Raw genomic sequence first — 19,990 nt, forward strand, 5'->3', positions numbered from 1 at the left:
TCAAGCGGCCTGTTTGTTTTCAACCCAGCTATAGCCTTTTTCCTCGAGCTCCAAGGCCAACTCCGGCCCGCCCGATTTGACGATTTGTCCGTGCGCCAAGACATGCACGAAATCCGGCTTGATGTAATCGAGCAGTCGTTGATAATGCGTGATCATCACGAACGAACGCTCCGGCGAACGTATCGAATTGACGCCTTCGGCGACGACTTTCAATGCATCGATGTCGAGACCGGAATCGGTCTCGTCGAGAATGCACAGTTTCGGCTCCAACACCGCCATCTGCAGGATTTCGTTGCGTTTCTTCTCACCGCCCGAAAAGCCTTCGTTAACGGCCCGGTACAGAAATTTTTCATCCATTTCAAGCAAACGGACTTTTTCTTTGATCAGCGTCAGAAAATCCATCGCATCGACCTCGGACAAGCCTTGGTGTTTGCGAATCGAATTCAACGCTGCTTTGAGCAAATAGATATTGCTGACACCCGGAATTTCGACCGGATACTGAAATGCCAAAAACACGCCTTCGCGGGCTCTGATTTCAGGCGCCATTTCAGTCAGGTCTTTGCCTTCGTAAGTCACTTGACCTTGGGTGACGGTATAACCGCTTTTTCCGGACAAAACATGGGATAGCGTGCTTTTTCCGGAACCGTTAGGCCCCATGATGGCATGAATTTCGCCGGGTTTCACTTGAAGATTAATACCTTTCAAAATTGGTTTGTCGCCCACGCTGACGTGGAGATTTTCAATGTTGAGCATGTTGATTTCCTAAAAATTTATATGGTTTGATCGTTATAAAGCCGCGTTCATTAGATGATCGTCGCTAACCTACCGATCCTTCCAAACTGAGTCCTAACAAAGCCTGAGCCTCGACCGCGAATTCCATCGGCAATTCCTTGAAGACTTCCTTGCAAAAACCATTGACGATCATCGAAACGGCGTCTTCGGCCGAAAGACCGCGTTGTTGGCAGAAAAACAGTTGATCCTCGCTGATTTTCGACGTCGTCGCTTCGTGTTCGACCTGCGCTGAAGGTTGTTTTACCTCGACGTACGGAAACGTGTGCGCGCCGCATTTGTCGCCGACCAAGAGCGAATCGCATTGCGTATAGTTGCGTGCGTTTTCTGCGCCCTTCAAGACCTTGACCAAGCCCCGGTAAGTGTTCTGCGCGTGTCCTGCCGAAATGCCTTTCGAAATGATCGTGCTCCGCGTGTTCTTGCCGATATGTATCATCTTGGTGCCGGTATCGGCTTGCTGATAATTGTTGGTCAGCGCGACCGAATAAAATTCGCCGATCGAATTATTGCCGGTCAGCACGCAGCTCGGATATTTCCAGGTGATCGCCGATCCGGTTTCGACCTGCGTCCACGAAACCTTCGAATTGTCGCCACGGCAATCGGCTCGCTTGGTCACGAAATTATAAATTCCGCCCTTGCCTTCTTTATCGCCGGGATACCAATTTTGCACGGTCGAATATTTGATTTCGGCATTCTCCAATGCGATCAGCTCGACGACCGCGGCGTGCAACTGGTTTTCATCGCGCATTGGTGCGGTACAGCCTTCGAGATAACTGACGTGACTGCCTTCGTCGGCAATGATCAGCGTTCTTTCGAACTGGCCAGTATTGGCCGCGTTGATGCGAAAATAAGTCGACAATTCCATCGGGCAGCGCACGCCTTTCGGAATATAGACGAACGAACCGTCGGTAAACACGGCCGAGTTTAAGGCTGCGAAATAGTTGTCGCCGGTCGGCACGACCGAGCCGAGATATTGTTGAACCAATTCCGGGTATTCACGTAAGGCTTCGGATATCGGGCAGAAGATTACCCCTGCCTCTTTCAGCTTGCTCTTAAATGTGGTTGCAACCGAAACACTGTCGAACACTGCATCGACCGCAACCCCGGCCAAACGCTCTTGCTCGTCGAGCGGAATACCGAGCTTTTTATAGGCTTCCAAGATTTGCGGATCGACTTCGTCAAGGCTTTTCGGCCCGTCTTCCTTACGCTTAGGTGCAGAATAATAACTGACTGCTTGATAATCGATCGGTTCGAACTTAACGAAGGCCCATTCAGGCGACTTCATTGTTTGCCAATGGCGAAACGCTTTCAGCCTGTACTCCAGCATAAACTCGGGTTCGTTTTTGATTTTCCAGAGCTTGTGAATTACTTCTTCGTCCAAACCGGGCGGAAAAGTGTCGGTTTCCAATTCCGTGACAAAGCCTTGCTTGTATTCTTTTCCGATCAGTTGTTCGATTTCTTTTGCGCTTGCTGACATTTCGTTCTCCGTCGTTACCGGTAAAGACTCGCTACCGGCACATAAAATTCATCCGGCTTCGATGCCGGCAAAATCAAATCCGCTAGTGTAATTGAATCAAGCGCATTAAAGATGGCTTGATTGATTTTCCCCCAACTGCCGCGAATTTCGCAGCCGCCGGCCTGTTCGCAGTTTTGTTGCGAAATACTGCATTCGGTTAAAGCAATAGGGCCTTCTACGGCGCTAATAATGCTCGCCACAGTAATATATTCGGGTAAGTTCGCCAACTCATAACCGCCTTTCGCGCCTCGAGTCGAGCAAACTAGCCCAGCCTTGGCGAGTTGTTTTAAAAGTTTACTGACCGTTGCCGGTGCAATACCGGTTATATCGGCGATTTCATTGGCAGCATGCATCTGGAAGCGGTTTTTTGCCATATAGCTTAAAATCACTGTCGCATAATCTGTTAACTTGCCTAGACGCAACATACTCTGCTCCAAAAATTCAGGACTATTTTAGTCCTATTTAATACCATAGTAAAGCGCTTGGTTATTATTTTTTCCATTAGGCTTTTTTATGGGGTTATACCCATCGCACTTCAACTTTCGGCATTGACGTATGGAGGCACCGGGGTGTTAGGTCGATTTTTGCTCCTGCAAAATCGACCTAACACCCCGGCGCCGAAATTTGACCAGCAAAGGGTATAGATTAATCATGGGGCCGCATGCCAATAGCGCCGACGGGCTAAGCGCTGCGCTTCCAATTTTAGCGTGTGTTTTGTCGTCGTTACGGTCAAAGCCCCATGACGCCCAGTATCAAACCAATTAATGTTTAAATCATCCAAACGTTCGATGACTTCTTGATGAGGAAATCCGAAACGGTTCTTATAACCGGATGGAATTAGCGCATAATTTGGGGAAACGGCTTGCAAAAAAGCATGAGTCGAGGAAGTCTTACTGCCATGATGCGGAACGATCAAAATATCGGCAAGCAAATCGGAAGCGTAATTTTTGATTAACCATGCCTCAGCGTTTTTTTCAATATCGCCGGTCAACAAGATACTGCCTTGCTCGGCGATAACCTTGAGCACGCAGGAATTATCATTGTTCGAACGAAAACCGGCCGTTTCGCCAGGCGCTAACATAACAAATGAGACGCCGTCCCATGACCAACTTTGACCGGTTCTACAAAAATCAGCCGATATATGATCAATTCGCTCCGGCACACTGCTCAAAACCGCATCGGTCCTAATACTGCTGAGTAATGAAGCCGCGCCACCGATATGATCATTGTCGCCGTGACTGATGATCAGTTTATCGACTCGATCGATGCCTTGATAACGTAAAAACGGCAACAAGACCGATGTGCCGCTATCCGATCCGGAATCGAAACGAATTCCGGTATCGAATACCAAAACATGCTTTGCGGTTTGCACTACGGTAGCTAAACCTTGTCCGACATCGAGTAAGGTTAGTTTGGCCTCGCCATCTTCCGGGCGATCCAAGCTCGGAAAAAATAATGGACAAAGCATTAGGCATCCCAGCCAGCGCCCGGTTAATCCTCGCGGCGTCAACAAAATAAAAACACCCAGCACAAAAAAAGCCACTGCAATCAACGTAGGTTGAGGATAATAAACTGTCGCGAATGGCCAATCGGCTAATTTAGCCAAAAACCAAAGCAATCCTTTTAATATTGAGTCGACTAGCAACAATAGGGGTTCCGCTAACCCAGGTATCGTCCCGAGAAGAAACATGGAAGGAAGCAGAATGGGTACAACCAGAAAGCTAACGACAGGAACAGCAATTAAATTTGCCAGTGGCGCAATTAATGACGTTTGCTGAAAAAAGAATAACAATACCGGCGCAAGCGCAAATGCCATCGCCCAATGAATTTTTAGCGCCGCCAGCCAGCGATTTGTTTTCTGAAGTCTCCCTCCTGCAATGAAGACTATAAAGATAACCGCCAAAAACGAGAGCCAAAAACCGGGTGATAATATTGCCAAGGGATCCATCGTCAGTACGGCAAATAAAGCTAACGCTAATGTTTTGGAGAGACTAACGTTTCTTTGCCAAATGACCGAAAGCATAACTGCTGCCAGCATGATCAATGCGCGTTGTGTCGGCACCGAAAACCCGGCCAAACCGGCATAGAACGCAGCGATAAACAGCGCCGCAAGTGCGCCGACATAATGGGGCGACCATCTCAATACTCCGGTTCGGGCCCAGAATTTAAGGATCGTTAAATACATCAGCCCTGAAATCAGCCCGATATGCAAACCGGAAATCGCTATTAAATGAACGGTTCCGGTGTTACGGAAAATATTCCATTGGGCCGAACTTAGCTGTTGCCTTTCGCCGATTGCCAGAGCCTTGATAATGCCGATCGTATCGCTTGAAGCACCTGTGTTATTGAGCCTATCCGAAAGCTGTTGACGCCAAGTTGAAATATCAAAAAACGACGTCTTATCCGAAACCATAACTGGCGTCGGTCTATCACGAACATAACCGGTTGCCCCGATGCCTTCGCTCAGTAACCAACGTTCAAAATCGAAACCGCCCGGATTCAAATTGCCATGCGGTCGTTTGAGTTTGACCGAAAACGACCAATACTGACCGGCTTTAATTTCGTGCTTAGGATTGTACCAACTCAAGCGCAGTTTCTTAGGTGTGCCTTCAGGACCCTGAATATCGGTTAGGTTGAAACGCACACGTCTATCGCTTTGACGGGGCAGTCCGGTCACGCGACCCTCTATCGGTATTATCTTGCTTTCCAAGTCGACCGGGAGTCGATTCGATAAAGCATTTGATGCATAAACAATCGCCCATAGCATACCGAACAAAAAGATTGCGGCTTTTCGATACTTAAGTCTGAGTAAGATTCCGACCAAAACGCAAACAGAGACTAGCCAATGCCATCCTCCAGGCAATTGTGGAAATTGTTGAACCGTCCAAATACCGGCTGCGAAGAAAAGCGCAGATTCAACCATCGATTCTCCGAATGATTTATGCTTTTTCGGCTTAAAAGAAACCTGATAAACTACGGGCCTGAAAAACTATAACTACAAAGATCATGCCTAAAAAGCTCATCAAAAAGTATCTGCCTCATCCCGATAAAATCAAAGGACACAAAAACCTACAATTTTTGGGTGAGCGTTTACACGAACCGAATTTATGGCATTTAAACCGCCGTTCGGTAGCGCTAGCTTTTGCAATCGGTTTATTTACCGCCTGGATTCCTGTCCCCGGCCAGATGGCAATCGCTGCGGCCGGGGCTTTTTATTTTCGGGCCAACTTACCGCTGTCCGTCGCTCTGGTGTGGATTACCAACCCCTTGACGATGCCTCCGATGTTTTATTTTGCCTACCGCGTCGGCTTGTTGTTGATGGCAAGAAAGCCACATGAGGACGTCGAGTTTACTGTTGAAAACGTCATGACCGAATTAAGCGATATTTGGGCGCCGTTTTTACTCGGTTGCTTGGTAATTGGTACGATATGCTCGACTGCCGGCTATTTCGGCATGAGCAATCTCTGGCGCTATCATGTCGGTAAGCGCTGGACTAAGCGGCAGAAGCGCTAGTTCCTGTACTTAATAGGATATGGTCATAAATAACCTCCCTATTTCCTGTAGGGTTCGGTTGCTCGATTGACAGGAGTCGGCGGCAGGGATCGTCAGGTTCAGCGTCAGAGATGACAAGGTATATTAGGACATGGCTCTAAATAACTTGTTTTTACTCCTTTTAGATCAAAAAACCGTCTACGAATAAAAGGCATGGAATGTGTCTAGCAAGGACCGCCGTAAACCCATCCATGGGGGCTTGTCGGCAGCTCGAACGCCAAGGATGGCGTGAATGCAAATTTTGCATGGAGCAAAAATCTGCCCTGCTGCCGACATCCCCGCTAGCCACACCTCACACCTTTATTAAAGTTAGTCAACTTTACAAGTATAAAGGGGGTAGTTTCGTGCAAATGCATGAAAATCGATGAAATGTGAATGATGTAGTCTTGACAAGAGATAGAAAAGCCACATCCTTTTACCTTTCACCTTTCACCTTTCACCTTTCACCTTTCACCTTTCACCTTTCACCTTTCACCTTTCAGTGATTGACGATCAGACCATCTTCCATATGCAACACGGTATCCATGCGCTGAGCTAAAACCGGATCGTGAGTAACGACCAAGAAGCTCACTTTGAGTTCGCGATTCAACTCCAACATCAATTGATAAATTTGCTCGGCAGTTTTACTATCTAGATTACCGGTCGGTTCGTCGGCCAATACGCATTTCGGTTGATTGATCAATGCTCTGGCAACGGCGGCCCGCTGCCTCTCACCACCGGATAACTCTCCGGGCTTATGCTCCACTCGATGCCCTAAACCGACTCGTTGCAATAGCTCATCGGCCTTATGACGAGCTTGACCGACTGTTTCGCCTCCGATCAACAACGGCATCGCCACATTTTCCAATACCGTAAACTCGCCCAGCAAATGATGAAATTGGTAAATGAAGCCCAAAGAGCTGTTTCTCAGTTTATTTAATTTAGTCGAATTGACTTTATTGAGATTGACTCCGTCCAAAACGACTTCGCCGCCATCGGGTTTATCGAGACCGCCGAGCATATGCAGTAAGGTGCTTTTACCTGAACCCGAGGCGCCCATGATAGCCACACGTTCGCCAATGCCGATATTTAAATCGACGCCTTTCAACACATCGACATTGAGTCCGCCTTGCTTGAAACTCTTTGTCAAATCGCGGCATTGTAAAATAGTCGAATCATTCATATCTTAAAACTTCCGCGGGATTAATTTTTGATGCTTGCCAGGCAGGATAAAGGGTTGCGAGTAACGATAACGAAAAAGCCATTCCTGCGATTGTATACACATCCTCCCATTCCAGTTTCGAAGGTAACTCGCTGATGTAATAGACATCGGCCGCCATGAACTGCACGCCGAAAAGCTGTTCGATCGCCGGCACAATGGTTTCGACATTCAGCGCCAAGGCAATCCCCCCTGCAGTACCTAGCAAAGTACCGACCACACCGATAATCCCACCCAAAACAATGAAAATCCCCATGACCGAAGGCGAGGATAGTCCCTGAGTTTTCAAAATAGCGATATCACCGCGCTTATCGGTTACAACCATGACCAGCGTCGATACAATATTGAAAGCGGCCACCGCGACGATTAAAAGCAAGATGATAAACATGACCCGCTTTTCGGTTTGAATCGCGCGGAAAAAGTTACTGTGCGCTTGCGTCCAATCGCTAACCCGATAATCCTCATACAATGCTTGAGCGATGGATCGACTGATTTGCGGCGCATTGAACAAATCGTCAAGCTTTAAGCGTAGACCGGAAACCGCCTCCCCCATTCTGAACAATCTTGATGCATCATCCAGATGGATAATCGCCATGTTTCGGTCATACTCATACATGCCGACTTCGAAAATACCGCTAACGGTAAATCGGCGCATACGAGGCAATATTCCGGCCGGCGTGGACGTGATTTGAGGGGTGATTACAGTAATTTTGTCTCCAACCATCGCGCCGAGATAGGCGGCCAATTCCGCACCTAAAACGATGTTGTATTCGCCGGGTATTAGTTGTTCGAGCGAACCGGCCTTCATTTTTTCGGCAACTTCGGAAACCTGATGCTCCACGTTCGGCAAGATGCCTCGCAGCATCGTACCGCTGACTCGTCGGTCCGCATTAATCATGACTTGGCCGTTAATAAATGGAGCCGTACCTTCTATATTAGGATAGTTGCCAATCAAACCGTTTAGTTTTTGCCAGTCCTCCAATTGGCCATCGAGCCCTGTAACGGTGGCATGTGAAGTCATACCTAAAATCCGTTCGCGCAATTCCGCTTCGAAACCGTTCATCACCGATAAGACGGTAATCAATGCGGTCACTCCCAATGCGATGCCGAGTATAGATGTCAGCGTGATGAATGAAATAAATTGTGTACGGCGTTTTGCCCGCGTATAGCGCAGGCCAATATACAAAATGAGAGGCTTAAACATTCAGTGTTGGATAGAGGATGGACGAAATTAGGATTTTTTGCAATTAACGCACAATCCATATAAGTACAAGCTGTGATCGGTTAATTCATAACCCAGCTTGTCGGCGATTTCTTTTTGTCTGCTTTCTATGACCGGGTCGGTGAATTCGTCGACTTTTCCACATTTGACGCAGACGATATGATCATGATGACCGCCAGTATTTAGTTCGAAGACCGAATTTCCACCTTCGAAATGATGTCTTGCAACCAAACCGGCGGCTTCAAATTGAGTCAAAACCCTATAAACAGTGGCTAGTCCGATTTCTTCATTTTCACTCAACAGGATTTTGTAGACCTGTTCGGCAGTTAGATGACGATCGTCTTTTTGGCTTTCAAGAATTTCAAGAATTTTAACGCGAGGTAGAGTGACCTTTAAGCCTGCGTCCCTTAAATCTTGTTTTTCCAAAATAAAATCTCCTATCAAAAAATGGATCGTTTTGCTTTCCGGGATAAATTAAATCTATTAGGTACCAGAAAATGTAGCGAACTGAAAAGCAAAAAGCTATTGTAGCCTTTTTTACTCGTAATGAGCATACAGTTTAACAGTACAGAACCAGCAATTCCCAGTTTGAGCATTTTCGCCAATCTTAGGGTGTGGGGTATGCCTGTCGAGGAACGCCGTAAACCCATCCATGGGGGCTTGGCGGCAGCTCCCTGCTGCCGACATCCTTGCCAAGCACACTCCACATCCTTTTTGATCCTCAAATTGGGAATTGCTGGTACACAACTGCATTCTAGGATAATTATTGTAATTGATGTAAGATTCCCGTTTTGCTTATCCCTTAGACGCTAAATGAGAAAGCCGCTTGTCTTTTCATGCTTCCTAGCAAGCTTAATACTCGCTTCATGTACGACTATCATGGAAAACTTGCCGGGCGTCTATACATTGGACATTCAACAAGGCAATATGATCGACCAGGAAACCATCGATCAGTTGCGTCCTGGCATGAATAAACGCCAAGTTTTATACATCATGGGGTCACCCATGTTGCTCGACCCCTTTCAACAGCAACGTTGGGATTATATTTTCTCTGAACAATTGGGAGGGGGAGCTAGACTGCAAAAAAAAGTATCTCTAATCTTCGATGAGGATCAATTGATAGGAGTACAAGGCGATTTCAGACCCAGCTCAAAACCCACCGAACGAGTCTCGCACGAGACAACACTCGTGTTACCCAAGCGCAAATTAGATAAAACGGTTTGGGAAAAAATAACCGGGTTATTCAGTAGCGATGAAACAACAAGCAGCTCAATCGAATTCAAAAAACCGGACGTCAACGTAATCGATAATGATCCGCTGACTTCATCTTCCCGCGTTAATTGATGCGAAAATTCCTTAAGAGAGCCGAACTAGCTGAAGGAATTTAACAAGCTATACCTTTCGCACTTCAAACTTCGGTAGTGCCCGAGGTGGTGCCGGGCGTCCGACAAAGGCTTTGCCAGCATGGAGCTGGCATAGAGCCTACATGGACGTATTCACGGCGTCCTTTGACGGACACCCCTGTGCCGAATTTTGATCTACGATGGGTATAAACGCTTATTCTTTTGCAGCCTTACTTCTTCTCGACTCCTTAGGATCATGCAGTAATGGCCGGTAAATTTCTACTCTGTCAAATTCCTTTAACACCTGATTCAGTTTGCAGGCGCCGCTAAAAATACCCACCTTAACTTGAGACAAGTCGATTTCAGGAAAGCGTACTAAAATCCCCGATTTGATAATAGCATCCTCGACAGTCGCACCCTCCGGTAATGTGGTGTTTAAAATAACCTGCTCTTCCGGTTTGGCATAAGCGACTTCCACCCTAATTAATTTTTCAGCCATATATATCCTTTGCACGCTCGGTAAACGAAGCCACCATGGTATTGCATATTTGATTAAAGACGGCTCCGAAAGCCAGACTCGCCAATTTTCCGGACATTTCGAACTCAAGATCCAATGAGATTTTACTCGCATCCTCCCGCAGAGGCATAAAATCCCACTTGCCTTCCAGGTACGTGAATGGCCCGTTCAGTAATTCAATCGTAATCCGACCGCCATGGTCCAGTTGATTACGGGTTGCAAACGATTTTTTGAACCCTCCCTTAGCAATCATCAATTCGGCTTCGACAACGTCATCATTGCGAGACAAAATCCGACTGCCTGAGCACCAGGGCAAAAACTCCGGATACGCTTCGATATTATCGACCAGGTCGAACATCTTTTGCGCGGAGTATTTAACCAGCGCGCTTTTTTGTACCAACACCATGTTTACAGCACTCCGACCACGTTCAAAAACACCAGAAAAACTGCTGCGGGAGAGACGTATCGAACCAGAAACCACCAGATTTGGTAATGTATTGGCCTGGAACTACGCAATTCATGCTCGCTATCTTCGGGTTTCATGATCCAGCCTGCAAAAACGGCCACACAGAAACCGCCGATGGGTAATAATAAATTAGCCGTCAAATAATCCAATAAATCGAAAATGGTCCGATCGAAAATTTTAAAATCCGACCACACATTAAAAGAAAAGACCGTGCCTAAACCTATAACCCACGTTGCAAGGCCGGCCCAGACACATGCTTTCTTGCGATCAACTGCTTTGTTCTCGACCAGCCATGCTACAGCCGGCTCAATCAGCGATATTGACGAAGAAAGCGCCGCAAAAACCAGCAAAACGAAAAATAAAATTCCAAACAGCCAGCCGCCGGTCATATTGCCGAATGCAATCGGTAGCGTTTGAAAAATCAATCCGGGGCCGGCTGCGATTTCCAAGTTATTTGCAAAAACAATTGGAAAAATAGCGATACCGGCCAGCAAAGCAACAGCGGTATCTGCCCCTGCGATCAAGATACTGGTCCGCGTAATCGAAATGCTATTCGGCAAATAAGAACCGTACACCATGATTGCGCCCATGCCTAGACTCAATGTAAAAAACGCATGCCCCATTGCAGTCAGCACGGCTTGACCGGTAATTTTGCTAAAGTCAGGATTGAACAAAAAATTAATGCCTTGTTCGTAAGCACCGGTCGTCATCGCATATGCAACCAACAACATTAGAATAGTAAACAAACCGGGCATCAAAAATCTGACCGCTTTCTCCAAGCCGCCGGCAACCCCTTTTGAGACCACTAGCATGGTCGCCAGCATAAAAATACTATGCCAAAAAATTTGTTGCGGCGGACTGTTCATTAAACCGCTAAAAGTATCTTTGATTGTTGTGCCGTCCGCACCTGAAAAGCCGCCGAAAAAAGCTTTGAAAACATAGGAAAGGCCCCAACCGGCTATTACGCTGTAGTAAGACAAAATCAAAAAACCGGCAATAACGCCCAGCCAACCCACATAATGCCATCTTGGATCGGCATTCGCCTCGTCGGCCAAATCAGACATCGTATTGATCGGACTTTGCCGTCCTCGGCGGCCGATAAGCGATTCCGCGATCATAATCGGAAGGCCTATCAGCAAAATACAAAGCAAATAAACGATAACGAAAGCTCCGCCACCGTTTTCTCCTGCAATGTAAGGAAATTTCCAGATATTGCCTAAACCGACCGCCGAACCGGTCGCTGCCAAAATGAATGCGAAGCGCGATGACCATTCACCATGAATTGATTTCTTTGTTTGCGTCATTTCCGTGCCTGTTCTTTGCTATAAAGCTGAATAATTATCGATAAATCGAGTAAAATACCAAAATTATTAGATCCCGTCAGTTTATAAATCCACTTAACACGCCATGGCCGATAAAAAATCGAAGAAAAAAAACAAGTCGCAAAACAATACCATCGCCACCAATCGCCAGGCTACGCACGAATATTTTATTGAAGAACGCTTCGAAGCGGGTTTAGTCTTAGAGGGCTGGGAAGTCAAAAGCCTGAGAGAAGGCCGGGCGCAACTAAAGGAAAGTTATGTGCAAATCAAGCGCGGCGAAGCGTGGTTGTATGGCGCTCATATCTCGCCGCTATTGTCCGCTTCCACACATGTCAATCCGGATTCCATACGCGGTAGAAAGCTTCTGCTGCATCGTCAAGAACTGAACAAATTGATCGGCAGCGTCGAGCGCAAAGGGTATACATTGATTCCTTTATCAATGTATTGGAAAAACGGTCGAGCCAAAATTGAAATTGGCCTGGCCAAAGGCAAAAAATTACATGACAAGCGAACGGCATCGAAAGACCGAGATTGGCAGCGCGAAAAAGAACGCTTGATGAAACACGCTTAATAATAGATAGCGGTTAACAGTCAGCAGTGAGCGGACGGAAGTACCTTGGCCGTTCGATCGTTCCCAAGCGCTTTGCTTGGGAATGCAGTATGAGAAGCTCCCCCTTCGACAAGAGCTCAGGGCAAGAGTTTCTCGAAATCGGTAAGCTTGCATGAAGGGCCGCTCAAACAAGAGGTTGGGAAAAAGCTTTTTACCCCAGTTTTTTTTTACAAATAAGGCTGGAATGGCGCTATAGCGCCATAATATTTATTATTTTTATTACTATTCAATATCTTATACCCAGAAAAATGTTAATGCTGGGTTAACATAACAATAGATAACTATGACTTTGACTGAATTTCTCGACAAATTAAAATCCAATAAACCGGTCGATTTCGAAGAAACGATGGCTGTGATAGCCGAACACTACGAATATCAACCAGCCGAATTTAGCAACGGTCTCGAACATAATAAATTGATCAATAAAGCCGGTACAAACGAAGGCTCCTGCAAAATTTTCGCGTTCGCAAAAATGAACGGACTCGATGAGCAACAAACCTTGAATCTATTCGGCGATTATTATCGTTTGGACGTGTTGAACGATCCAACCGGAACCGGCCATCAAAACATCCGAAATTTCATGCGCTACGGCTGGCAAGGTATACAATTCAAGAGTATGCCGCTTACGCTCAAATAGCCGTTTCGGAACGATGTCTACGTTGCGGCTAAAAACTAAATGGATATCGATTTTCTGATCGTAGGACAAGGACTGGCCGGAAGCCTGCTTGCCTTTGAGCTGATACAACGCAATGCAAGGATCATGGTCGTCGACGACGACCGCGAAAATGCTTCGCAAGTCGCAGCTGGCCTCATCAATCCTGTTACCGGCATACGCCTGGTCAAATCCGATCGGGTAGACGATTTATTGCCGGAAGCCAAAGCGCTCTACAGCCGTCTGTCGAAAGTTTTCGCACGGAATTTTCTCGTAGAAAAGAGGATGTTTCGCCTGTTGCGCAACAAGGCCGAGCTAGCGCAATGTCAAAAACGCTTGAACGACTCGGAGTATGCTGCCTACGTATCGAAAATACATCCACGAGAATCATTCGCTTATCCCTTCCATGACTGCCGCTGGCTATTGGAGCAAAAACAAACCGGTTATCTAAAGACCCGTCCGCTGCTCGTTGCTTTGCGGGACTTCTTTATCGGTCTCGACAGCTATCGAAAAGTCACGTTCGATTTTCGTGGCGCACAAGTCTTTGAGTCTTTGTACCGGCAAGGACTCAAGCCGAAACAGATCATTTTTTGCGAAGGATACCGTTTAATCAATAACCCGTGGTTTTACTGGCTACCATTGCAAGCGGTCAAAGGCGAGATACTGACCATCGAAAGCGATTTTGCCTTACCGGAACAGATCATCAATTTCGGCAATTGGCTGATTCCTATCGGGCAAAATCGTTGCCGGACCGGCGCTACATTCGACAGGCATTGCACCGACACAAGCATTACTGAGCAGGCCAAGAATCAAATGATTCAATCGCTTTCTAAGATAGATCCACGTTTCGAGTCCAAAACGCGCATCGTCGATCAACAGGCCAACATCCGCCCCTGCACGCCGGACCGAATGCCTTTTCTAGGCAGACATCCCGCAAATACCAAGCTTTGGGTATTCAATGGTTTCGGCGCCAAGGGTAGCCTGCAAATCCCGTGGTACAGCCGTCATTTGGCCGATACCTTACTTAACGACGCAACCTTAGATAAGCACTGCAACATCCAACGTTATTATGAAACGCATTTCCTTGGTTCACGAAGCGCATAAAGCTTTACAGACTATACTGCAAGCCGGCGATTACGCGATCGATGCCACAGTCGGCAACGGGCACGATACGCTGTTTCTGGCTCGGCATGTCGGTCCCGAAGGCATCGTGCTCGGATTCGACATTCAGCAAAGCGCGATCGATAAAACGCGGCGCAGACTTGAACAAGGAAAAATCGACACTCCGGTCGAGCTATTCAGAGCGAATCATGCGGAAATGACAAATATGATTCCTGCGCAGTTTCACGGACGCATCAAAGCGGTCATGTTCAATCTGGGATATCTTCCTGGCGGCGACAAATTGCTGATCACTCGAACCGATACGACGATTGCAGCCCTGAATCAAGCCCTTCGAATGCTTGCACCGGATGGTTTATTGACGATACTTGCCTATCCTGGCCATCCCGGCGGCGACCAAGAAGCCGATGAAGTCGACAAATGGTGCGCCGATTTGGAGGGTTCCCGTTACGATAAGTCATGCATCAACAGTCAGGAAAATCAAAAGAGTACGCCCCGCCTTTACCTCATTAAACCAGCCTGAAATTCTAGAATACGAGTTAAGCGTCACTTAAGTTTTATATGTTAAGCCTTTGACCAGTCATATGGGTTCCTCTATACTGTGATAGCGATACGATACTATACTTTAAAAATCACCAAGGAGAAAAATGATGTATACGTTCAAGCCTGTCGCAGTGGCTTTAGTTTTAACGTTAGGTGCTTACACCCCAATCAGTCATGCAGAGGAAAGCTATCTTTCTCGAGTTGGCGATAAATTTTTAGGTGGTGTTGCAAATATGTTTACCGGTCTTGCTGAAGTACCTAAAAACTTGATCGATGTAACCAACAAAACTAACCCGGTTGTCGGTGCGACAGGCGGATTGATCAACGGAACATTACAAACTGTAGGAAGAACTGCTTCCGGGGTTTTCGACATTATCACGAGCCCGATCCCAACCGAAAGTATGGTAGAACCGAAATATGTTTGGACGGAGTTCGATCGTCCTACATCATATGGCGGCACTTTTAAATAAGCTCAAACCCTTACTCCCCGATCTTTTCGGGGAGTTTCTTCTTGCCTCTTTCTTGCTTTCCCCCTGTCATACCTATCGCACTGCACAAATTTCAGCATTAGCGAATAGAAGGACAGAAGTGTTCGGTAGCTTGCAAAATTCATATTCACACCTTCTTAGCAATTAACAATCTTTGCTACAACACAAACACGCGGAATAATTTCGAAAGTTACTCACAAAACCTGTGGATAACTCTGTGGATTCGTTGTTTTTTAATTCGCTAACGCACCGGTTTTATTACGTTTCAGTCAAATTGTCTAAAATCCATACAACACTTTAATTAATACAAAATCAATAGCTTACATTATTAACATAAGTTTCAAACGGTTGCCGTTACTAGCGAGATAAGCCTTTGATTTGCTCTGTGTACAACTCGTAGCGACTACGAACTATTGCCGCTGATCCCAGGCCTTTTCGATGCGCTTTTCCGAAATCGGATACGGGGTTTTTAATTGCTGAGCGAACACCGACACGCGAAATTCCTCGAGCATCCAGCGGAACGCTTCTTGTTCCGGTAGCACGACGGTTTTCTTGGCTCGGTTCGCGACATCTTTCCAGTAGCGCGTGCAATAACGCTGCACGAGCGGTATTTTGGGCGCATCGCCCACAATTTTATCGAGACGGTATTCGATCGCCTTTAAATAGCGCGGTATTTGTTTTAGTTGCGTCAGCTGCGTATTGCGAATGAATCCCGAATAAATCATCAGGCTCAATTGTGCGTTGATGTCCTTGACCGAAGCATTATCGGCTTGCAAGCGATCAATGCGGCTTTTGATCGAAACGTAACGCTCGATGATTTCCAAAACGGTTTTGCCGGCTTCGTTCGCAAACGAAACCAACTCGCTCTTATGTTCACCCAAACTTTGCTCGAATGCTTCTTGTGTTCTGATTATGCGGTCACCGACGAATAATTGCGAAAACACGGCGTGTAACAAATCTTCCTTATAGGAAACGCCATGATATTTTTTTAAAATCGGATGCACAGATAATTGATTGGCAACCAGCTCGGCAGCCGGGGAATGAGGCATGTTCTTTGCCAGATAGGTTTTTTCCTTCTTCAACTGCAACTGGAACAACCGAGTCAAACCGGCTCTGTGTAAGCGGTCGGCTTTATCACGCGTATCGAAAATCTTGACGCCGACCGAATCGCCTTCGTCGACGATCGCAGGGAAGCCGATAAACGACTGGCCTTCATGTATGAATTCATAAGTTTCCGGCAAATCGTCAAAGGCCCATTGAATACAGCCTGTGAAATTCAATTCATCGGCGGCCTTTTTGTCGAAACTGTCGACAGCCTCGACGGCGTATTTATCCTGTAGCTTTTTCAGATCGCGCCCGTAGTCGAGCAACTTGCCGTGCTCGTCGACGATACGAAAATTCATCGTCAAGTGCTCGGGCAAGGTTTCCGGATGCCATTCGGTCAACGGAATTGCTTCGCCGGTCAACTTACGCAAACGCATGCCGAGCCACTCATATAACGAACCCTTGAAATCAGGCTCGATTTCGAGGCACTGCTTCGCCGTCTGCGGCACCGGCACGAAATGCTTACGCAGTTGTTTCGGCAACGACTTGATCAACGCGATGAGTTTTTCTTCCAGCATGCCCGGCACCAACCAATCGAAAGGTTGCGCAATCACTTGATTGAGTTGATGTACCGGAATGACCGCAGTCACGCCGTCTTCGTCGTGTCCCGGTTCAAAACGATATTGCAAATCGAAACTCAAACGTCCAATTTGCTTGCTGTCCGGAAAGTCCCATTCATTGATGTAATCATCCTGCTCGCGAGTCAAATCCTCCTTGGTCAGGCACAGAAATTTCGGATTGTCGCGTTCGACGGTTTTGCGCCACTGATCGAACGTAATGCCGTTGACGACCGATTCGGGAATTTTTTTATCATAAAACTGATACAGCCATTCCTCGTCCTCGATCAAATCGACGCGCCGGCCCTTATGCTGAATGTAGCCGACTTCCTCAAGTAATTGCTGGTTAGCTTTGAAGAAAGGCGCATTGGTTTGATAATCCTGATTGACCAGCCCGAAACGAATAAAATAGTCGCGCGCCGCCTTCGGATCGACGTGTTCGTATGGAATCTTACGCTTCGCCTGCAGCGTCAAACCGTACAGTAGCGTGCGCTCGTAGATACCGCTACGCCCTGCCTTCTTCTCCCAATGCGGATCGTAATAATTGCGTTTGACCAGATGCCCGGAACAGGCCTCGATCCATTCCGGTTCGATGCGGGCGACCGTTCGCGCATAGACCTTGCTGGTTTCGACCTGCTCGGCGGCCATGATCCATTTCGGACGCGCCTTGTGCAATCCCGAACCCGGAAAGATGAAAAACTTGAGTCCGCGCGCGCCGAGGTATTCGTATTGCTCGTGCCGGAAGCCGATATTCGACAACAGGCCCGGTAGCAAGGCGCGGTGAATTTCGCCGTAACCGGCCTCGATCATGTTTGGCTTGAGCTTTAATTCGCCTTTGATCACCTGCATGATCTGTGCATGAATGTCGAACCACTCCTTCATACGGACATAGGATATAAACTGATCTTTACAATATTTGCGAAGCTTGTTGTTCGACAGATGCTTTTTCTGCTCCTCGAAATGATTCCACAGGTTCAGCAAGGTCAGAAAATCGGATTCTTCATGACGGAAAACGGCATGTTTGGCATCCGCCTGTTGCATCTTGTCGGCCGGCTTTTCTCGCGGATCTTGTATGCTCAACGCTGCGACTATGATCGATACTTCATGAAGGCATTGATATTCAGCCGCTGCCAACAGCATCCTGGCCAATTTAGGATCGGTCGGCAGTTTTGCGAGCTGCTTGCCGACTTCGGTCAAATTACCCTGTTTATCGAGCGCATTGACTTCATGCAGCATCATTTTGCCGTCGCGGATCATCTTGTCCTCGGGCGGCTCGATGAACGGAAAATCCTCGATATCGCCGAGGTTCAGCGCAATCATCTGCAGAATCACCGACGACAGATTGGTGCGCAGAATTTCCGGTTCGGTAAATACCGGACGCGCTTGAAAATCCTCTTCCGAATACAGGCGAATGCAGATACCTTCGGCTACGCGGCCGCAGCGCCCTGCCCTTTGATTGGCACTGGCCTGCGAGATACGCTCGATCGGCAGGCGTTGAATCTTGCTGCGATGACTGTAACGGCTGATACGCGCGTGTCCGGTATCGATCACGCAGCGGATGCCCGGGACCGTCAGCGAGGTTTCAGCGACATTGGTCGCGAGCACGATGCGCTGCCCGCCTTTAGGCTTGAACACCCGCTCTTGTTCGGCAACGCTGAGTTTCGAATACAGCGGCAGAATTTCGTAGCCGGTTGGATGATGCTTGCGTAGCGATTCGGTCGTTTCGCGGATTTCCCGCTCGCCGCTCAAAAATATCAAAATATCGCCGCGCATGTTACGCGCAAGTTCGTCGACCGCGTCTAAAATGGCCTGTTGTAAATCGGCCGTCGTCTCGTCATCTTCCTCGATCTGGTCGATCGGCCTGTAACGAATTTCAACCGGATAAGTACGCCCGGAAACTTCGATGATAGGCGCATCGGCGAAATGTTTCGAAAAACGCTGAGGGTCGATCGTCGCCGACGTCACGATCAATTTCAGATCGGGACGCTTCGGCAACAGCCATTTCATGTAGCCGAGCAGAAAATCGATGTTCAGGCTGCGCTCGTGCGCCTCGTCGATGATGATCGTATCGTACTGATTCAAATACGGATCGTTTTGCGTTTCGGCCAACAAAATACCGTCAGTCATTAATTTGACCAACGATTCCTTGCGAGTTTGATCGTGAAAACGAACTTTATAACCGACCGATTTGCCGACCGGCTCGCCCAACTCCTCGGCAATGCGGTCCGCTACCGTGCGCGCGGCGATGCGGCGCGGTTGCGTGTGACCGATGTAGCCGGCAGAACCTCGTCCGATAGCCAAACAAATTTTCGGCAATTGCGTGGTCTTGCCGGAACCGGTCTCGCCGCAGACGATCACGACTTGATGGTCTTGAATCAACTGAGCGATTTCGTCTTTTTTGCCGCTGACCGGCAAATCGGGAAATGAGATGGCGGGTATCGACGCGCGCCGTTTCGAGAACAATGCCGCCGATTGTTCGATGCGGCCGGATAGTGTCACGAGTGCATCGGCCGAAGCTTTGCCGTTTTTCAAGTCATGGCGTAAACGGTCGAGTTGGCGTTTCAGGCGTTGCCGGTCCTGATTCAGGCATTCCGGTAATCGATGGGCAAGCTGTTTGATTTGGGCGTGCAAAGACATGCGTTAAATACAGTAAAAAAGCGGCATTATACTGTAAATAATCAGCTGAACCATGACATAACAGCAATTCCCAGTTTGAGCAGTTTCGCCGATTTTAGGGTGTGGAGTATGTATGTCGAGGAACGCCGTAAACCCATCCATCGGGCTTGGCGGCAGCTCGAACGCCAAGGATGGCGTGTAGTAGGGCAATGCAGGAGCAATTGCCGAGGAGCAAAATCCACCCTGCTGCCGACATCCTCGCCAAGCATACCCCACACCTTTTTGATCTCCAAATTGGGAATTGCTGAAGAATTACTAAGTAAATATTTCTGAGTGTGTTACTATGGATTTTGTAAGGTCTTAGCGTGATTTTTGC

At 47.6% G+C, this 19,990-nt stretch carries 18 protein-coding genes; 7 read left to right on the forward strand and 11 right to left on the reverse strand.

The window, feature by feature from the left end; genetic code table 11:
• From sufC to METBU_RS0105090, 4 genes are all read right to left on the reverse strand, one after another.
• The gene (gene sufC, locus METBU_RS0105075) at positions 1 to 753 is read right to left on the reverse strand and encodes a Fe-S cluster assembly ATPase SufC (RefSeq protein ID WP_017839597.1); all 753 of its coding nucleotides are present in this window, start codon (positions 751 to 753) and stop codon (positions 1 to 3) included.
• A gap of 64 nt (positions 754 to 817) precedes the next feature.
• Positions 818 to 2,266, reverse strand: a complete 1,449-nt coding sequence (gene sufB / locus METBU_RS0105080; RefSeq protein WP_017839598.1) for a Fe-S cluster assembly protein SufB — start codon at positions 2,264 to 2,266, stop codon at positions 818 to 820.
• Between the two features lie 14 nt (positions 2,267 to 2,280).
• Positions 2,281 to 2,730 carry an SUF system Fe-S cluster assembly regulator gene (locus METBU_RS0105085; protein WP_014148475.1) on the reverse strand — a complete coding sequence of 150 codons (450 nt, stop codon included), beginning with the start codon at positions 2,728 to 2,730 and terminating at the stop codon, positions 2,281 to 2,283.
• A 224-nt stretch (positions 2,731 to 2,954) separates the two neighbouring features.
• Positions 2,955 to 5,228 (reverse strand): DNA internalization-related competence protein ComEC/Rec2, encoded by a 2,274-nt coding sequence (locus METBU_RS0105090; RefSeq protein WP_017839599.1) that lies wholly within the window; start codon positions 5,226 to 5,228, stop codon positions 2,955 to 2,957.
• Between the two features lie 83 nt (positions 5,229 to 5,311).
• Between METBU_RS0105090 and METBU_RS0105095 the strand changes: the two genes are divergently transcribed.
• Positions 5,312 to 5,818: a DUF2062 domain-containing protein gene (locus METBU_RS0105095; RefSeq protein ID WP_017839600.1), complete on the forward strand. Its 507-nt coding sequence runs from the start codon at positions 5,312 to 5,314 to the stop codon at positions 5,816 to 5,818.
• A 517-nt stretch (positions 5,819 to 6,335) separates the two neighbouring features.
• Here the strand turns inward: METBU_RS0105095 and lolD are convergent.
• From lolD to fur, 3 genes are read right to left on the reverse strand one after another with little or no spacing between them, the layout of a single operon-like run.
• Positions 6,336 to 7,019 (reverse strand): lipoprotein-releasing ABC transporter ATP-binding protein LolD, encoded by a 684-nt coding sequence (gene lolD, locus METBU_RS0105100; protein ID WP_014148472.1) that lies wholly within the window; start codon positions 7,017 to 7,019, stop codon positions 6,336 to 6,338.
• On the reverse strand, positions 7,012 to 8,259 hold the full coding sequence (locus METBU_RS0105105) for a lipoprotein-releasing ABC transporter permease subunit (protein ID WP_017839601.1): 1,248 nt from the start codon (positions 8,257 to 8,259) through the stop codon (positions 7,012 to 7,014). Before METBU_RS0105105 ends, lolD begins: the two co-directional genes overlap by 8 nt.
• A gap of 27 nt (positions 8,260 to 8,286) precedes the next feature.
• Complete coding sequence (fur, locus tag METBU_RS0105110; RefSeq protein WP_014148470.1) at positions 8,287 to 8,703, reverse strand: ferric iron uptake transcriptional regulator; 417 nt, start codon at positions 8,701 to 8,703, stop codon at positions 8,287 to 8,289.
• A 453-nt stretch (positions 8,704 to 9,156) separates the two neighbouring features.
• Between fur and METBU_RS23365 the strand changes: the two genes are divergently transcribed.
• Positions 9,157 to 9,621, forward strand: coding sequence for an outer membrane protein assembly factor BamE (locus METBU_RS23365; protein ID WP_017839602.1), 465 nt, complete (start codon positions 9,157 to 9,159; stop codon positions 9,619 to 9,621).
• A 213-nt stretch (positions 9,622 to 9,834) separates the two neighbouring features.
• Here the strand turns inward: METBU_RS23365 and METBU_RS0105120 are convergent, their stop codons facing one another.
• The 3 genes from METBU_RS0105120 to METBU_RS0105130 are packed head-to-tail and all read right to left on the reverse strand — an operon-like array spanning position 9,835 to position 11,907.
• Positions 9,835 to 10,104 carry an RnfH family protein gene (locus METBU_RS0105120; RefSeq protein ID WP_235726451.1) on the reverse strand — a complete coding sequence of 90 codons (270 nt, stop codon included), beginning with the start codon at positions 10,102 to 10,104 and terminating at the stop codon, positions 9,835 to 9,837.
• Positions 10,105 to 10,111: 7 nt separating this feature from the next.
• The gene (locus tag METBU_RS0105125; protein WP_017839604.1) at positions 10,112 to 10,543 is read right to left on the reverse strand and encodes a type II toxin-antitoxin system RatA family toxin; all 432 of its coding nucleotides are present in this window, start codon (positions 10,541 to 10,543) and stop codon (positions 10,112 to 10,114) included.
• 2 nt (positions 10,544 to 10,545) lie between these two features.
• Positions 10,546 to 11,907 (reverse strand): sodium-dependent transporter, encoded by a 1,362-nt coding sequence (locus METBU_RS0105130; RefSeq protein ID WP_017839605.1) that lies wholly within the window; start codon positions 11,905 to 11,907, stop codon positions 10,546 to 10,548.
• A gap of 103 nt (positions 11,908 to 12,010) precedes the next feature.
• Here METBU_RS0105130 and smpB point away from each other — a divergent pair, with 103 nt between their 5' ends.
• From smpB to METBU_RS0105155, 5 genes are all read left to right on the forward strand, one after another.
• On the forward strand, positions 12,011 to 12,496 hold the full coding sequence (gene smpB / locus METBU_RS0105135; protein ID WP_017839606.1) for an SsrA-binding protein SmpB: 486 nt from the start codon (positions 12,011 to 12,013) through the stop codon (positions 12,494 to 12,496).
• A 322-nt stretch (positions 12,497 to 12,818) separates the two neighbouring features.
• Entirely contained in the window at positions 12,819 to 13,172 is a 354-nt protein-coding gene (locus METBU_RS0105140) for a HopJ type III effector protein (protein ID WP_017839607.1), read from the forward strand.
• 39 nt (positions 13,173 to 13,211) lie between these two features.
• A complete protein-coding gene (locus tag METBU_RS0105145) occupies positions 13,212 to 14,291 on the forward strand; it encodes an NAD(P)/FAD-dependent oxidoreductase (RefSeq protein WP_017839608.1) in 1,080 nt (359 codons plus the stop codon).
• A complete protein-coding gene (mnmM, locus tag METBU_RS0105150) occupies positions 14,257 to 14,829 on the forward strand; it encodes a tRNA 5-(aminomethyl)-2-thiouridylate-methyltransferase MnmM (RefSeq protein WP_017839609.1) in 573 nt (190 codons plus the stop codon). The genes METBU_RS0105145 and mnmM overlap by 35 nt, the downstream gene beginning before the upstream one ends.
• Before the next feature lie 127 nt (positions 14,830 to 14,956).
• Positions 14,957 to 15,319 (forward strand): exosortase system-associated protein, TIGR04073 family, encoded by a 363-nt coding sequence (locus METBU_RS0105155; protein WP_014148459.1) that lies wholly within the window; start codon positions 14,957 to 14,959, stop codon positions 15,317 to 15,319.
• Positions 15,320 to 15,747: 428 nt separating this feature from the next.
• Here the strand turns inward: METBU_RS0105155 and hrpA are convergent, their stop codons facing one another.
• On the reverse strand, positions 15,748 to 19,635 hold the full coding sequence (hrpA, locus tag METBU_RS0105160) for an ATP-dependent RNA helicase HrpA (protein WP_017839610.1): 3,888 nt from the start codon (positions 19,633 to 19,635) through the stop codon (positions 15,748 to 15,750).
• Positions 19,636 to 19,990: the final 355 nt, after the last annotated feature.

Origin of the sequence: Methylotuvimicrobium buryatense 5G, assembly GCF_000341735.1 — a bacterium.
Taxonomy (GTDB): domain Bacteria; phylum Pseudomonadota; class Gammaproteobacteria; order Methylococcales; family Methylomonadaceae; genus Methylotuvimicrobium; species Methylotuvimicrobium buryatense.

Bases quoted from the DNA above. Each gene is read 5' to 3' on its own strand.
- sufC (WP_017839597.1), bottom strand. From the start codon at position 753: ATGCTCAACATTGAAAATCTCCACGTCAGCGTGGGCGACAAACCAATT.
- sufB (WP_017839598.1), bottom strand. From the start codon at position 2,266: ATGTCAGCAAGCGCAAAAGAAATCGAACAACTGATCGGAAAAGAATAC.
- METBU_RS0105085 (WP_014148475.1), bottom strand. From the start codon at position 2,730: ATGTTGCGTCTAGGCAAGTTAACAGATTATGCGACAGTGATTTTAAGC.
- METBU_RS0105090 (WP_017839599.1), bottom strand. From the start codon at position 5,228: ATGGTTGAATCTGCGCTTTTCTTCGCAGCCGGTATTTGGACGGTTCAA.
- METBU_RS0105095 (WP_017839600.1), top strand. From the start codon at position 5,312: ATGCCTAAAAAGCTCATCAAAAAGTATCTGCCTCATCCCGATAAAATC.
- lolD (WP_014148472.1), bottom strand. From the start codon at position 7,019: ATGAATGATTCGACTATTTTACAATGCCGCGATTTGACAAAGAGTTTC.
- METBU_RS0105105 (WP_017839601.1), bottom strand. From the start codon at position 8,259: ATGTTTAAGCCTCTCATTTTGTATATTGGCCTGCGCTATACGCGGGCA.
- METBU_RS23365 (WP_017839602.1), top strand. From the start codon at position 9,157: ATGGAAAACTTGCCGGGCGTCTATACATTGGACATTCAACAAGGCAAT.
- METBU_RS0105125 (WP_017839604.1), bottom strand. From the start codon at position 10,543: ATGGTGTTGGTACAAAAAAGCGCGCTGGTTAAATACTCCGCGCAAAAG.
- METBU_RS0105130 (WP_017839605.1), bottom strand. From the start codon at position 11,907: ATGACGCAAACAAAGAAATCAATTCATGGTGAATGGTCATCGCGCTTC.
- smpB (WP_017839606.1), top strand. From the start codon at position 12,011: ATGGCCGATAAAAAATCGAAGAAAAAAAACAAGTCGCAAAACAATACC.
- METBU_RS0105140 (WP_017839607.1), top strand. From the start codon at position 12,819: ATGACTTTGACTGAATTTCTCGACAAATTAAAATCCAATAAACCGGTC.
- METBU_RS0105145 (WP_017839608.1), top strand. From the start codon at position 13,212: ATGGATATCGATTTTCTGATCGTAGGACAAGGACTGGCCGGAAGCCTG.
- mnmM (WP_017839609.1), top strand. From the start codon at position 14,257: ATGAAACGCATTTCCTTGGTTCACGAAGCGCATAAAGCTTTACAGACT.
- METBU_RS0105155 (WP_014148459.1), top strand. From the start codon at position 14,957: ATGTATACGTTCAAGCCTGTCGCAGTGGCTTTAGTTTTAACGTTAGGT.
- hrpA (WP_017839610.1), bottom strand. From the start codon at position 19,635: ATGTCTTTGCACGCCCAAATCAAACAGCTTGCCCATCGATTACCGGAA.